The organism is Bacillus nitratireducens (genome assembly GCF_001884135.1).
Lineage (GTDB): Bacteria > Bacillota > Bacilli > Bacillales > Bacillaceae_G > Bacillus_A > Bacillus_A nitratireducens.
Genome location: NZ_MAOC01000091.1, coordinates 202637 through 217422, shown reverse-complemented (window position 1 = coordinate 217422; position 14786 = coordinate 202637). Strand labels below are relative to the sequence as shown.

Sequence of the window (14786 nt, the reverse complement as noted above, 5' to 3'; positions counted from 1 at the left end):
CATGGGAAGGATGCCGGTTCTTTTTATCTTTCTGATATTTCAGGAGGTGTATCATCTGTTAGCGTCAAACTTCCTCCAACTACTGTGGGTTTAAAATAAGGTTCGATAATTTATAAATCAGTCTGATCATTAAGAATAAAGATTGATAATTTGTAAAAACTTTAATCAGAAGATCTATTTTGTAGTGTATTTCTTTGTTCAACAATCGGGTCTGTTGCAAAGTTCTGAACAGCATAAACCCGTTTACAAAATACGAAAGTATACTATCTTTTTCTAAATATGCAATTATGCATATTTAGAAAAAACTACACTTAATAAATATTACATATGGTAAATGGAAACTTATGGTGTTATTCTCTTAAAAGGCGTAACATGTCAATCATTATAGAAGATGTGGTGGCTCCTCTGTAAAGAAGTTCTTTTTTTCTGAAAAATGTATATTGATTCGAAATTAGTGATAAATATTCAGTTTTGTGATTTTATGTTTTCTTAATTTATTCCTTTATATCTACAATGATTATTTATTATAACAGTTTTTACGTCCAAAATAAGATATTTCAGCAAAGGGGAATATAACTATCTTTATAATGAGTTCCCAATATAATCAACGTGATAACAAAAATGATATCTGTATTATTTTCCCCTTTTTACTAACTAATACAGCTTCAAACAATGGACACAATCGCTACATACCAATTGTGATTTATTATCTATTCATTATTCTGTTTATTCAGTCTTTCTAAAAATAAAAAAATATTAGACTCGCAAATATAAACGTTATAATGAGGGCGTCGAGAGGTAACCGATTACCTACGGAGAAAATATCAAACATTTTAAAGTTGGACAGACTGAAACGATTAATTACAGAAGGGTGTGTGACCAGAAGGAGAATTTCTTCAAGAGAGTTTAGTAGCAGCGGACATCGTATTAGCTGGTGTACACAATATCATCAATGTTGACGAAGTATAGGGTTGGAGGATAAATGCCTTGCAACAGGTTTAGGTGGAATCGTTTACAATGTGACGCATCTAGTAAGTGATTCATTTTTTAAGAATGGTCTATATTCTTAAGCCTAAAAAGAGACATAAGAATAGGATACAAGGGGGATTTATTATATGAATGGGAATACTGCAAAAAAAATAGAATTTCAAGCTGAAAATACTGCAGTGAAAAATGAGAACTATCTAGATCCTAAAAAATGGCATAAACAAGATACTACCTGGGCATTGAGCCTTTTTGGAACAGCAATTGGAGCAGGAGTACTCTTTTTACCTATTAATGCAGGTTCAGGTGGTTTATTATCATTACTGTTAATCACTATACTTGCATTTCCTGTTATGTATTATTCACATAGGGCACTTGCTAAAATGATATACGCTTCTAATTCTGCTGATGAGGGGATTACAGGTACAATAAGAGAGTATTTCGGAAATAAGGCAAGTATAATTTTTAACATAGTATATTTCGTTTCAATTTATACGATCGTGCTAATGTATTCGGTTGCACTTACAAATACTGCAAGTAGTTTTATCGTGCATCAATTGCACATGCAGGAGCCTCCAAGGGCCATTTTATCGCTTGTATTAGTACTCGGTCTTATCGCTATACTAAATTTTGGTCAAGATATCATTGTAAAGATAATGAGCATGCTAGTATATCCGTTTATTGCTTCTTTACTTTTTATTTCAATATCTTTAATCCCACAGTGGAATACGTCAATGCTTAGTTTTTCAAGTGCTACTACTGCTTCAACAGGAACAGGGTATTTTGGAGTGATCTTGATGATACTACCAATCATAGTATTTTCATTTAATCATTCTCCTCTTATTTCGTCATTTGTTATAAAGCAGAGAGCTACCTATGGAATAGAAGCTACTGATGCCAAATGTGCTCAAATACAAAAAGTTTGTTATATCATGACTTTCGTAGTAGTTATGTTCTTTGTTTGGAGTAGTGCACTGAGTTTAACTCCAAAAGATCTTATGATGGCTAAAGAACAAAACTTATCAATTCTATCGTATCTAGCTAATGAGCTGAATTCACCAGTAATCACTATTGCAGCTCCTATCATTGCTTTTGTGGCTATAACTAAGTCCTTCCTTGGCCATTATATAGGAGCATATGAGGTAATGCGTGACGTGATTATGAAGTTTGGTAAAACACGCGGAAAAAATATAGAAGAAAAAACAATTAAAACAGTGATCCTTACTTTTGTCGTATTAACATGCTGGTATGTTGCTTATGCAAATCCAAGTATTCTTGGAATCATTGATGCCCTTAGCGGACCGTTAGTTGCTGCTATCTTGTGTCTATTACCGATGTATGCGATCCGTAAAGTACCAGTACTAGCTAAATACAGAGGGAAAATGAGCAATGTATTTGTCATTGTTGTAGGTATACTTACTGTCTTAGCAAGTATTAAGTCATTATTCTAATTCACTATTGTTGGTTTTAGTTCAAAATAGTGAAATATGAAAAAAGAATGAAAAATCTTATGGATAAGACAAATCCACACTCGAATTTTAACGGAAATTAAACTCTAATATAAAAAGACATGAACGAAGATTAGTTCATGTCTTTTTTTGTGTTGGCTTTATTCCTAGAAGAGCAGCGATAGTAAATAAAATATTTTCTCTATATGCTTGAAAATCGAGGTAACTGTCATCTATTACACCTCAATATTATTGGGGGTGTAACTGGTCACCGCTTATGGGCAGTATAAGCATAATCTCTCTTTTAAGCCTTGTAACACTTCTTCAGGCATTGCCTTCATTTTGATATCCTTACCTAGGAAAAGTAGCCAATTTGTTATCTCTGTTAATTCATCGAGATTGTTAACATTGATAAAAGTTTTTAGAATGGCTGTGGATTGGTAAGGGTTTGTATAGGAAATTGAAACTTTTAAAGGATGATATTTTTTGAACTGGGCAATTGCTTTTGGACCGAGTTCAAGTACAAGGTTGATTGCTTCGTCTTTCTTACTGAGTTTTTCTAAAACCTTTTTCTTACTTAATTTCTTTTTTGTCGTATAGGGTTCGACATTGATGAGATGATCGACAGGAAACATCTTCTTCTTTTCTTCTTTTACGTCAAAGCCTTCAATTATCCAATGGCTTTTTTCTTGATAAAGGTGCAGTAGATAAATTGGATAAGACTTGATTTCCGCCTCTTCTTTTAGGGTAATCAATAAATGGCTATCCAAAAGAAGGATTTGGATGAGTTTTTCTAACATAGGATGTGGGAGGTCAGAAAGCTCGAGTAAGTCGGGATTGTGGGGATTAGTCCCTTCAAAAAGTAAGAGTTGATTTAAAAGAACAAGGTCATCCTGCTGGATTTCTGAGATGAGTCCTAGTAGTTTTTCAGCTAAAGACTGACGACTCTTTAGATAGGGAAGTTGTTGATTTCTTGTGGCCATAAAGGCAATAAAAAGAGCTTTGACCTCGTTATCAGTAAAGCGAACAACGGGCAGAATAGAGTTATGCATAACAGAATATCCCCCATCTCTTCCAACTTCAGCGACAAGTGGCATCCCCATGGCTTCAATCTCTCTAATGTCTCTAATAGCTGTCGATCGTGAGATGTTAAATTCTCGTATGATTTCAGAAATTGTAAAGTGAGAGCGGTTATTGATATACCGCATGATGGTATTAATCCGTTCAACTTTTTTCATGTTGGTCTCCTAAACAGTATCATTTTTTGACATGATTTAAGGTTATTATAAACTCATCAAGAGAAAAGATAAATTACTTGATTAATTTAAAAGTGAGGAAGGTTTTGAATATGAAAAATTATACGCTAGAAGAAAAAGATAGCTTTATCGTGTTAGGTATTGGAACTGAAATTAAGAGTGAATACACAGACTTTGCTGGAATAAATAAAGAAAAGGAAGACTTTTGGTCAGCTGTTAAAGAAGATGGAAGGCTGGACACTTTAAAAGCTTTAGCCACAAATGATTACATTTTTTCTGTGAGTGAAGCGGTGAATAACAAGATGATGTATTATGCTGGTGTCATGACAGAGGAAACGATACAAGAAGAATCTAGAGTTATCCAGTTTCCTAGGGGGAAATATTTAGTAGTTAAAGGGGAAGGTAAGACGGCTGAGGAGCTAAGTAATAAGCTTACTGGCATTGCTTTTGGTCAAGTCTTACCAGAAGTAAATGATTTTGCCTATGTTGGTGGACCAAATACAACGGTTGAGATGGGGCAGCAAAACGGTTTAGTATTTGGTGAAATGTGGATTCCAGTTGTTAGGAAGTAAAGAGATTAAAGGAGGGGTGGAATTGTCCGGTATCGTTGATTTTAAAAATGTAACTATAGCTGGCTTAGAGTCTTCACCTGTAGCAGAAGCACTTGCTGGTTTACGTGCCCATGAAGCACGTTACTTTATGAACAAATACAAACATGAATTTACAGTTGTACCAGCTAATGAAAGCGGGGAGACTCTTGATTATGTGAATCGTATTTTGAAAGAAGAACGTGATATTGAGTTTGCGGCCAAACCTTTAGAAACATCGTGTTTTCAAGTGGAAAATATTAAATTTGCCTATGTCTTTTATGAGGATGGTCTTGCAGTCAACGTCATGTATACGTTGGATAACCCGAAAAAGCGGGCCGTTGGATTTAAGCTTTCTGAAGGAATGGAGATACCAAAGGAGTTAGAAGATAAGTTTAAATTTGCTAGGCAAAAGTCTAAACTTGCTGGAACAATTCGAGGTTCGTTTTTTGTAATAAAAGGAGAATATAGTGTAAGTTGAAGAACTTAGTCTTTTAATGTATTTTAAAAGGCACGAATATGGAAAGTAGGGCTAACGATCTTGAATTGTTAGCCTTTTTTTACATGAGTATAACAAGCGTAGTCTACTACACACTACGTTCTGATAAAATCAAACGAAAGGAAATTACTGTAGGGTGGTGGTGGCGTGAGCAAAAAAAGGTTATTTGAGTTATTCTTAGTAACTTTTGCTTTACTATTCCTTCATGTAAGCACATTTACTAATGAAAAATTGAATGATAAATTTGGTGACTTTGCCTTCTTTGTTGTATTTCTCATGTTTTATATCAACGTTGCATTTATAGAACGGTATTTTGATGATATACAAAAGTGGATTCGAAATATCATATTTCTTCTTGTCCTGTATTTAGAAGACTATGAAAAGTCCTCCATTTTTTAAAACTAGGGGACTTTCGTGATCACAAGGCTTTAAAAGTAACCTATCCATAGTGATATTAAAGTTACTACTTACAGTGAATCCCGATAATAATACGCTATGTTAACCTTATATGAATAGGCATACATTAATCTTTTTTCTCCTCAATCATGATAAAATGGACGATAAGAAATTTATGTAAGATAAAGGGGGAAGATTCATGGTCAGCTTTAGTACTGTGCTAGCTTTTGCAATTGTTTCACTTAGCATGGTTTGTTCACCTGGGCCTAACATGATTTATCTCATTTCTCGCTCGATTACGCAGGGGCGTATGGCAGGATTCATTTCTCTTTTGGGTATCATGCTTGGCTTCATAATCTATATAATCGCAACGATGTTCGGGCTTACAGCTCTTTTCCTTGCTGTTCCGTCTCTCTATGAAGCAGTTAAGTGGGCAGGTGCCGCTTACTTGCTCTGGCTCGCATGGAGTTCGATTAAGCCTGGTGCTACATCTATTATGGAACCTCGTACTATTGCTATTGAGCCGCCGCGGAAATTATTTCTAATGGGACTTATGACGAATCTTCTGAATCCTAAGATTGCTATTTTGTATGTGTCACTTCTACCTCAATTTGAAGATCCTGAGAAAGGATCGTTGCTTCTACAAGGTGCAGTTCTGGGCTTTACGCAAATAACGGTTAGCTTTATAGTCAACCTCCTAATTGTATTTACAGCAAGTAGAGTTGCCAAATGGTTTGGCACACGTCCAACGTGGCTGCGGGTGCAGCGTTGGCTTATGGCAAGCGTTTTGACAGGTCTTGCTGTACGTCTTGCTTTTGAACGTCGACAGTAAGAGCCTTCTTGAAAAAATTTACTATCTTTTTGAAACGATTGTAAGGGGAATAAGAAGGATATTAAAAATAAAGCCAGCTACTGTATGTTCTTACTTTTACCTAACGTTTTGTCAAAAATGCTAGTATATGCTGTTTCTTTTTTTAGAGGATACGGTAGGAATACCGTATTTTTTTATTTTAGGGGAATTTTGTTTTGTTGGCTTGATAGCAATGTGAAACCTAAAATAATATGGTCATATTATTTTAGGTACTTTTTTTATAATATGATCATATTATAAAAAAGGAGGAGGATATGAGTGCCTAAAATAGTTGATCAAATACAAAGGAAGAATCAGATAGCCACTGCTACTTGGCGTGTAATATTAGAAAAAGGTATTGATAAAGCTTCTATACAGCAAATCGCTGACGAAGCAAACATTTCGGTTGGACTTGTTCAGCATCATTTTTCGTCTAAAAATGAATTAATTCATTATGCAATGAATTTAGTATTGAATCGAATGGAAGAACGGGCAAACACTCGTACAAGTGAATTTAAGGGAACGAAAGAAGAAGCACTTAGAAGATTAATGAAATTTATTATTCCTTTTAATAAAGAAGAAATGTTGGAAGGGAAGGTTTGGATTACATTTCTGGGTATATCCTTTAGTTCCCCAGAACTTATTGAACTTCGGAAGAAAATGGATGACCATACGAGGTATCTTATGGGAATAATTCTAGATTTAATGAGGGATCTCGGATACGTCACACCAGGTCACAATAGAGAATTTGAATTAGAGATACTGTACGGATTTATTGATGGGCTAGTAATTCATGTCCTTCAAACACCAGAATCATATCCAGAAGAAAAAGTAAATCAACTTATTGAGTATTATTTAAAAGAAAAAAAGAGGGATTAATCGCATGAATAAAGTTTTCATTATTATTCTTGTAGTCGTTATTGTATTGATTATTAGGCAGCTTATCCCGAAGAAAGTAGATAGCTTCGATCTTCTTGGTATACCAATCATGGCTATAATTAGAACTTATATGGGTCTCCCAAATAGATTGGACTATATTATTACAATTGAATTAATTAGCTTGCTTATATTAGGAGCGATAGTTGGTTATTGGCAAGCTAAGAGGGTGAAAGTTTTTCATCATAATAATCAATTATGTAGTGTTGGAGGCTATACGTATATTATCGGATGGATTATTATGCTTTTGGGCAGGATTGTTATTTTATTGTTGTTCAATCTTAACTCGCTCATATCGACATTTCATGCGGGACAGGAACAGTTTACGAGTGAAATAATTCAAGTTCTTTCTCATGCTGGAGATTGGTTAATATGGTCTACTATTCTTGCATCTTCCATCATGTATACCGTTACCTTATATAAGGATCACCCGGATATCAAGAAATTAATACATGATCGTTTTAAAGAAATAAAACAACGAATAAAATATTAATGTAACTAATTGTTGTTATATGGGCAATTGCCAGCAAGTCAAGAAAAACTAATAATCCAAAATAAGCTGTTTTGTTACAAGTTAGTACAACATTTCGTTCTGGGGGTACTATGGAATTTTAGTCTAATAGCGATAATAAATTAAAGAAATGATTAACCTTGGTTATAAAAAAATAATATATAACAATAAAACCATCAATTTGAACAATCTTTTTTCAAATTGATGGTTTTATTTTTGAAAAAATATTTTTTTAACCCCCATAAAATCATTTATTCCTTCGAATATATATAAGTAGAAGAAAACAAATGAAAGAAAAAGCTAAAATTACCAAAAATATAGCGAAGAGTTATTCAAAGATTGCAGCTAAAATAGAAAAGAGCAAGTGGTATTGCAAAAGAAGCAGTACAACATACAGACTTCACTTTGGTACAAGTGGAAAAAATAGTCATATAAAAAAGTCGGTCTCGAAAAATATGAGCAACAGCAAGAAGACAAGCCCAAAGAAAAGTACTAAGAAAATGTGGTTAAATGGTCACTTGTTTAGTGACCATTTTGCAATTTGAAGCAGAAGGAGGCAGGGAGATTACTAGTGTTGAGTTTAGTAATGAAAATCTTAAAAAAAACGAAAATAGAAGATATCGTATTTAACATACAAAACAACGGTGGAGATAAGGAAGCTTTTATCGTACAGTATCAGCCGTTTATTAGAAAATCAATATCGTCTGTCTGCCGCCGATATATTACAGAGCAGGATGATGAATATAGCATTGGATTATTTGCATTTAACGAAGCAATTGAACAGTATTCATATAAAAAAGGAAAATCTTTTCTAGCGTTTGCTGATCTTCTTATAAAAAGAGATGTAATTGACTATATACGCAAGGAGTCTAAACATAACCTTGTCTTTTTAAAAGAAGATAAGCAAGAGGAAATGTTAGAAATGCAAGTGTCGCTTACGGAGTATATGAAAGAGATAGAAAATAGTAACCGTAAGGAGGAAATTCTTCATTTTCAAAGTGTACTAGCTGAGTTTAAAATCACATTTTCAGAGCTTGCTAAGGAATCTCCTAAACATCGTGATACGCGTGAGCACTTAATAGAAATTGTAAAGATTATTATAAAAGACGAGAAAATGATGGAAGAGCTGTTCCGAAAGAAAAAGTTACCCCTTAAACATATTGAACCACGTGTTAGGGTAAGTCGTAAAACGTTGGAGCGACATAGAAAATACATTATTGCGATGTGTATTATCTTTGCAAACAACTATACATATATTCTGGATTATATTAGAGGGGAGAAGCATGATGAATAAAGGAATTGTGATGGATATAAAAAAACATAACGTAGTTGTTTTAACTCCAAATGGAGAGTTTATTACGTTTAAAAGAAAAGTACACTCTTACATGATTGGAGAGGAAATCTCGTTTAACGAACAAGAACAAAGAGCACCGCGTTTTTCAATGCCACCTTTCTTAAAGCCTACAACAGTAATTGTTGCTGGTTTTCTATGCGTATTGCTGTTTTTCTACAATCAACCAGAAGAAAAAGTGTTTGCTTATGTCTCAGTTGATATAAATCCAAGTTTAGAGGCGAGCGTAACGGAAGATCTTCGTGTTATAGATTTGAGGGCTTGTAATGATGACGGAAGGCGTATTTTAAAAGAAATGAAAGGGTGGGAAAATAAGCATCTGCAAGATGTGATACGCACTATTATAAAGCAGAGTCAAGAGGATAAGTACTTAACGAATGATAAGCAAGTTATGCTAACAGCTGTTACAAAGGACAAGTCGCTAGAACCACAGTTGGAAAAGGCTATGCAGGAATTGAGGAAAGAGTATGAGATAAAACATATTACAGTCGAATATCAAAGCAGTACGATGCAAATACGGGAGAATGCTAAGAAAGCAGGAGTTGGCACAGGTGTTTATATAAAACAAGAGAATGAGAAGCAGAAATCGCTTACTCCTCCTGTACCGCCGTCTAATCAAGAGCAACCAAAGTCATCTCCTGATGTATCATCGGATTCGTCTCCTGCAAAAGAAGAAAGATACGAGAAGCAGGGGCATATAGAACAAAAGCAATCCAAGGAACAGCAACCGAAGCAAATAAAAGAAAATAATGGACACCAACAAGAAAACAACGGTAGAGGACCTCAAAAAGAAAATAATGGACATCAGCAAGGAAATAACGGTAGAGGACCTCAAAAAGAAAATAATGGACATCAACAAGAGAATAATGGTAGAGGATCTCAGCAAGAAAATAATGGACATCAACAAGAGAACAACGGTAGAGGACCTCAAAAAGAAAATAATGGACATCAGCAGGAGAATAACGGTAGAGAGTCTCAAGGAAATAATGGACATCAGCAGGAGAATAATGGTAGAGGATCTCAAGGGAATAATGGACATCAGCAAGAGAATAACGGTAGAGAGTCTCAAGGAAATAATGGACATCAGCAAGAAAACAACGGTAGAGGGTCTGAGCAAGGAAATATAAGCGGAAATAACGGGCCTGAAAAGGAGAAGAAAAACATTTCTGCCACACAACATTAAGGGAATGGAAAGAAGAATCTATAGAATATTGAAGATGGGAATTCATTTCGTGGTAATAACCCCCTCTAGTTTCAAGCTAAAAGGGTTTTTAATATTTAAATTTTTAAAATGACGGACACAAAATCATATATCCGTCCGAATTATATATATGGATATCATTAATGTTTATATAAAAGGGGAGAAAGAAATATGAAAGAAAAAAAAGAAATGTTGGAAGAGATTACTGAAGTATTGAAGGTATTGGCGCATCCTGTCCGTTTATCCTTAGTAGAAATAATGCTTACAAAAGGCCCTACTAATGTAACAACAATGTATGAAACATTACAAATGCCTCAAAGTACAATTAGTCAACATTTATCCAAACTAAGAGCTGCTAAAATCGTTACAGGTACTCGAAAAGGATTAGAAATTTTTTATGAAGTAACGGACAATCGTACAAAAGCGATATTATTAAGTTTGTTCTAAATGCTGACTAGACTACAAAATTAAGAAGAGGATACGAAAGTAATTCCGTTCCCATAACTTTTTAGAATTTTACATAAGAGCTATATGTATAAGAATATGTAATTTTCTTTTACTACAGTTCATTCCTTTGAGAAATAAGCTTTTTTTCATTCTAGGGGTATTTTTTGCTAGATTAATAGTGATGTGACATACCCCTATTATAAAATTTCAGAAGAACTCTTGACATAGAAGATGTAACAAAGTTGATAGGGTTCTTTTAGTCATTTAATCTTTTGATCTGATGGTCTTTTCCCCATTCAAATAGTTCATCCATAATTTGCATTAAAGATTTTCCATGTTCGCTTATTGTGTACTCAACCTTTGGTGGTACTTCTTGATATACAGTACGATGGATAATCCCATCAGCCTCAAGTTGCCGAAGTTGTTGTGTGAGAACTTTTTGTGTAATATTTGGGATTTCTCGTCGGATTTCATTTGTTCGCATTTTTCCATCCGCCAAAACACATAAAATATGAACTTTCCATTTTCCGCCGATTACATCGAGTGTCGTTGCAATTGGGCAGTCATCATTTTGATTCATATAACACCTCCAAAGGTACTTTAAGGTTCCTATAGCACTTTAAAGTACGTACTTTTCAATTATATGTGACTCACTCATACTAATACGTAAAGGATTGAATAATTTAAAAAGGGGCTGGGGAATGATGAGAACACTTGTAATTGTAGCACATCCTGATATTGAAAAATCTCGAATTAATAAAAGATGGGTAGAAGAACTTGAGAAATATTCGGATGAAATAACGGTGCATGAATTATATAAAGTGGCACCGAATTGGGAGTTTAATATTGAAGAAGAGCAAAAGCTGTTAGTAGAACACGACCGATATATATTTCAATTCCCGCTCTACTGGTACAGCTCACCACCATTATTGAAAAAATGGTTTGACGATGTATTAACATATGGATTTGCGTACGGATCAAAAGGGGATAAAGTGAAGGGGAAAGAATTTGGTCTAGCTATTTCTATAGGTGGATTAGAAAAAGACTATGAAAATAGCGGAATTATGATGGATGAGTTGACGAAACCATTTCAAGCTACGTGCTTATATACAGACATGAAATTTATACCTTCATTTTATTTATATGGTGCAGAATATAAACTAAGTGATGAAGAGATTAATAAAAGTGCACCTGAGTATGTACGATATGTGATGAATAAGCAGTATACTAATATATAAGAGGAAATAGCCATTTACTTGTTAAGTAGATGGCTATTTTTATTGATTTTATATTCACTAAGTGTAATCTTTAGTAAATTAATAGTTAATCTGGTAAAATAAAAAACCTAACATATATAAAGGGGAGTTTTACTTGAGAACGATGCGACAATTATTACAAAAAAGAGCAATGCAGTCACCAAATTTGGAAGCGCTTTTCGGTGGAGAGAAAAGGTATTCGTTTCAGCAGTATAATGAACGAGTAAATCAGCTTGCACATTATTTGTTATATACCGGTGTGAAAAGAGGAGATCGTATAGGAATTCTATGCAAAAATAACCATCCGTTTCCAAGCGTTATGATGGCAAGCTTAAAAATTGGAGCGGTATTTATTCCGCTTAATCATCAGCTTACTGCTTATGAATTAGAATCGATTGTAAAAGAAGCGAGATTAAAAGTATTAGTTATTGATGATGAATTTAGTGAAGTTGTATTAAAGATTGATGCAGTTAAAGAAATTCCTTATGTAATTGAGACGACAAAAGAAGGATTTGGCTCATTTGAATTAAAATTAAAGGAACAGCCAACAACAGAGCCGAATGTGGAAGTTCATGAAGATGATGATGCCATTTACTTATTTACTTCAGGAACGACTGGACAGGCAAAAGCATGTGTAATTGGTCATAAAAACTTACACCATTATTTTACTGAAATTGCGGGGCAAAGAGAAATTCCAGCAGGTGAACGTTTTTTATCAGTGCACCCATTGTTTCATATGAGTGGCGTGCTTTCTATTTTAAATTGTATTTATCATGGCGTTACGATGGTCTTTTTAGCTGATTCGAATCCTACTCTTATTTGGGATAAGATTGAAGAAGAGAAAATTACTACGATGCTTGCGTTCCCAGCTGTTTATAGTTACATGCTTGATGAATTAGATAAAAAAGAGCGCAACATTTCGGCCTTTAAAGTAGCACAAAGTGGTGGTACAAAAGTGCCAGAAACACTCATTCAAAAATATATGGAAAAAGGCATTTATATGGTGCAAGGTTATGGGAGTACAGAAGGTTGGGTAGTAACTTCTTGGCATCCAAATATGGGAAAAGAAAAAATGTCTTCTGTAGGGAAAACTTTGAAACATGTAGAGCTGAAAATTGTTCATCCAGAAACAGGTGATGAGCTAACAACAAATGAAGTTGGAGAGATTCATGTGAAAAGCCCGTACATGTTTAAAGGATATTGGAATAATGAAGAGGCAACAAAGAAGGTAGTAAAAGATAATTGGTTTAACATGGGTGATGCCGGTATGATAGATGATGATGGATTTCTACATATTATGGGAAGATATAAAGACGTTATCGTACGCGGTGGTGACAACGTATATCCAGATCAAGTAGAAGATGTAATTCATGAAATAAATGGCGTTTTAGAAGTTGCAGTAGTTGGGGTTCCAAATGACTTTTGGGGGGAGGTTCCAACAGCTTACCTTGTAAAGGACATTCAAACGTCTTTAACAGAAGAAGAGATTATTCAGCATTGTAAAGAAAAACTAGCAAGCTATAAAATACCAGAAGTTGTATTTATGGACGAATTACCGAAAAACGCTTTAGGGAAAGTGTTGAAGAGGGAATTAAGGGATGTTTTTCTTGTAAAATAAAAGGTTATTAAATAATAAAGAATCCAGTTATGTATAAAGCATAACTGGATTTTTGTTTATAAAAAACATAATAATTTACTAGAATTTGTATTTTGTGTAAGATAATAAAGAATATTCAATTAACAATTAAAGGAAGAGATATAAATGAAGCTGCCACTATTACAAGTAGAGACAGAGAGGCTTATTATCCGTCCATTTCAAAAAGAGGATTATGAAAGTTGGTTAGATGGATTCAATAAGAGGTTACCATCTCAATATAAATACGATGATGGCTATCATGACATGTCGTCTTCAACAAAAGAATGGTTCACGGAATGGATAAGAGGATTTGATGAGGCGGCAAGACGGGATGAAATGTACGTTTTAGGTATTTTTCAGAAAGAAGATGGCGCCAATATTGGAAAGCTAGAACTTATAAAAATTTTACGTATGGACTATCAATGGGCAATGATGGGCTACTCTATTCATAATCAATATTGGAAAAATGGATACGGAGTAGAAAGTGTAATAGCTGCGCTGCCGTTATTTTTTAATAGCCTTCAATTTCATAGAATTGAATTACATATACATATCGATAATGAGCCATCTATTCGTCTTGCAGAAAGAGCTGGTTTTTCATTTGAATGTATGAGAGAGGCATTTTCTATGGGGAATGGTAAGTGGGCAAATTTTCTTATTTATTATAAAAATAAGGAGATGGATATATGAAGGTACTTATTACAGGTGGAAATCGTGGATTAGGGCTAGAGTTAGTAAAAGTATTTCATGAAAATGGACATGTTGTTTATCCGTTAGTTAGAACTGAGGTTTCGGTAATGAAATTGAAGAAAATGTTTAGTTCTAGATGTTTTCCTATATTAGCAGATTTATCGACTGATGAGAGCACTGAGCAAATTAAGAACCAGCTGGAGGAATATACAGAGTATATTGATTTAGTTATAAATAACGCTGGAATTACTGGGAAGAAAACCGAGATTTTACGTACAAATTCAGAAGAGTTAATGGAACTATTTAATGTTCATTGCTTAGGAATTATTCGAGCTGTAAAAGGTACATATGTGGCTTTAACTAAGTCGAATCAACCAAGAATAATAAATGTATCCTCTCGTTTAGGTTCATTACATAAAATGGCCGGAAAAGAATTTCCACAAGGGCAGTTCTCATATTCATATCGGATCGCAAAAGCTGCACAGAATATGCACAGAATATGTTAACGCTCTGCTTACAACAGGAGTTTGAGAATGAAGGAATTGGTGTAACCGCAATTCACCCTGGGAAGTTAAAGACTGACATTGGTGCTTTTGATGCGAATATGACTCCTGCTGAAGGAGCACAAAATATATATGATTGGGTAATAGATTCAAATGAGGATGTGTCAGGGAAGTTTATTGAGCCGGGTGTAGGGGAATTGAAGTGGTAAAGTACGGTACGATCTTACTGGATTTT

Annotated in this window: 16 protein-coding genes and 1 pseudogene; 15 read left to right on the top strand and 2 right to left on the bottom strand. The window is 34.4% G+C overall.

Translation table 11 applies throughout. The annotated features are described in order from the left end of the window. Positions 1 to 1115: 1115 nt before the first annotated feature. Positions 1116 to 2435 (top strand): aromatic amino acid transport family protein, encoded by a 1320-nt coding sequence (locus tag BAU23_RS25970; RefSeq protein ID WP_001014147.1) that lies wholly within the window; start codon positions 1116 to 1118, stop codon positions 2433 to 2435. 272 nt (positions 2436 to 2707) lie between these two features. Here the strand turns inward: BAU23_RS25970 and BAU23_RS25965 are convergent, their stop codons facing one another. Then, positions 2708 to 3670 (bottom strand): helix-turn-helix transcriptional regulator, encoded by a 963-nt coding sequence (locus BAU23_RS25965; protein ID WP_000755031.1) that lies wholly within the window; start codon positions 3668 to 3670, stop codon positions 2708 to 2710. A gap of 110 nt (positions 3671 to 3780) precedes the next feature. On the opposite strand from BAU23_RS25965, the gene BAU23_RS25960 reads away from it, so the two are divergent. The 10 genes from BAU23_RS25960 to BAU23_RS25915 all read left to right on the top strand — a co-directional run bounded on the left by BAU23_RS25960 (position 3781) and on the right by BAU23_RS25915 (position 10466). Beyond that, on the top strand, positions 3781 to 4260 hold the full coding sequence (locus tag BAU23_RS25960; RefSeq protein ID WP_000801057.1) for a GyrI-like domain-containing protein: 480 nt from the start codon (positions 3781 to 3783) through the stop codon (positions 4258 to 4260). Further along, positions 4247 to 4756: a hypothetical protein gene (locus BAU23_RS25955; RefSeq protein WP_016130003.1), complete on the top strand. Its 510-nt coding sequence runs from the start codon at positions 4247 to 4249 to the stop codon at positions 4754 to 4756. Before BAU23_RS25960 ends, BAU23_RS25955 begins: the two co-directional genes overlap by 14 nt. A 165-nt stretch (positions 4757 to 4921) precedes the next feature. Beyond that, positions 4922 to 5173: a DUF3963 domain-containing protein gene (locus BAU23_RS25950; RefSeq protein ID WP_071735465.1), complete on the top strand. Its 252-nt coding sequence runs from the start codon at positions 4922 to 4924 to the stop codon at positions 5171 to 5173. A gap of 196 nt (positions 5174 to 5369) precedes the next feature. Further along, positions 5370 to 6002, top strand: a complete 633-nt coding sequence (locus tag BAU23_RS25945) for a LysE family translocator (protein ID WP_000253403.1) — start codon at positions 5370 to 5372, stop codon at positions 6000 to 6002. A 297-nt stretch (positions 6003 to 6299) separates the two neighbouring features. Next, positions 6300 to 6899 (top strand): TetR/AcrR family transcriptional regulator, encoded by a 600-nt coding sequence (locus tag BAU23_RS25940; protein WP_001124458.1) that lies wholly within the window; start codon positions 6300 to 6302, stop codon positions 6897 to 6899. 4 nt (positions 6900 to 6903) lie between these two features. Continuing rightward, on the top strand, positions 6904 to 7449 hold the full coding sequence (locus BAU23_RS25935) for a hypothetical protein (protein WP_001045012.1): 546 nt from the start codon (positions 6904 to 6906) through the stop codon (positions 7447 to 7449). A gap of 305 nt (positions 7450 to 7754) precedes the next feature. Continuing rightward, the gene (locus BAU23_RS30355) at positions 7755 to 8012 is read left to right on the top strand and encodes a hypothetical protein (protein WP_165615105.1); all 258 of its coding nucleotides are present in this window, start codon (positions 7755 to 7757) and stop codon (positions 8010 to 8012) included. 26 nt (positions 8013 to 8038) lie between these two features. Then, positions 8039 to 8761: an RNA polymerase sigma factor SigI gene (gene sigI / locus BAU23_RS25925; protein ID WP_016130000.1), complete on the top strand. Its 723-nt coding sequence runs from the start codon at positions 8039 to 8041 to the stop codon at positions 8759 to 8761. Further along, complete coding sequence (locus BAU23_RS25920; RefSeq protein ID WP_071735463.1) at positions 8754 to 10001, top strand: anti-sigma-I factor RsgI family protein; 1248 nt, start codon at positions 8754 to 8756, stop codon at positions 9999 to 10001. Before sigI ends, BAU23_RS25920 begins: the two co-directional genes overlap by 8 nt. Positions 10002 to 10190: 189 nt before the next feature. After that, complete coding sequence (locus tag BAU23_RS25915) at positions 10191 to 10466, top strand: ArsR/SmtB family transcription factor (protein ID WP_000660067.1); 276 nt, start codon at positions 10191 to 10193, stop codon at positions 10464 to 10466. A gap of 256 nt (positions 10467 to 10722) precedes the next feature. Here BAU23_RS25915 and BAU23_RS25910 read toward each other — a convergent pair whose 3' ends face one another. Continuing rightward, positions 10723 to 11046: a winged helix-turn-helix transcriptional regulator gene (locus tag BAU23_RS25910; RefSeq protein WP_001072960.1), complete on the bottom strand. Its 324-nt coding sequence runs from the start codon at positions 11044 to 11046 to the stop codon at positions 10723 to 10725. Positions 11047 to 11170: 124 nt separating this feature from the next. Here BAU23_RS25910 and BAU23_RS25905 point away from each other — a divergent pair, with 124 nt between their 5' ends. From BAU23_RS25905 to BAU23_RS25890, 4 genes and pseudogenes are all read left to right on the top strand, one after another. Continuing rightward, entirely contained in the window at positions 11171 to 11704 is a 534-nt protein-coding gene (locus tag BAU23_RS25905) for an NAD(P)H-dependent oxidoreductase (protein ID WP_033656777.1), read from the top strand. Between the two features lie 133 nt (positions 11705 to 11837). Further along, the gene (locus BAU23_RS25900) at positions 11838 to 13340 is read left to right on the top strand and encodes a class I adenylate-forming enzyme family protein (RefSeq protein ID WP_001259973.1); all 1503 of its coding nucleotides are present in this window, start codon (positions 11838 to 11840) and stop codon (positions 13338 to 13340) included. 144 nt (positions 13341 to 13484) lie between these two features. Next, positions 13485 to 14048, top strand: coding sequence for a GNAT family N-acetyltransferase (locus BAU23_RS25895; RefSeq protein ID WP_000775359.1), 564 nt, complete (start codon positions 13485 to 13487; stop codon positions 14046 to 14048). Then, positions 14045 to 14760 (top strand): annotated as a pseudogene (locus BAU23_RS25890) (SDR family NAD(P)-dependent oxidoreductase). Before BAU23_RS25895 ends, BAU23_RS25890 begins: the two are co-directional and overlap by 4 nt. The last annotated feature ends 26 nt before the right edge of the window (positions 14761 to 14786 follow it).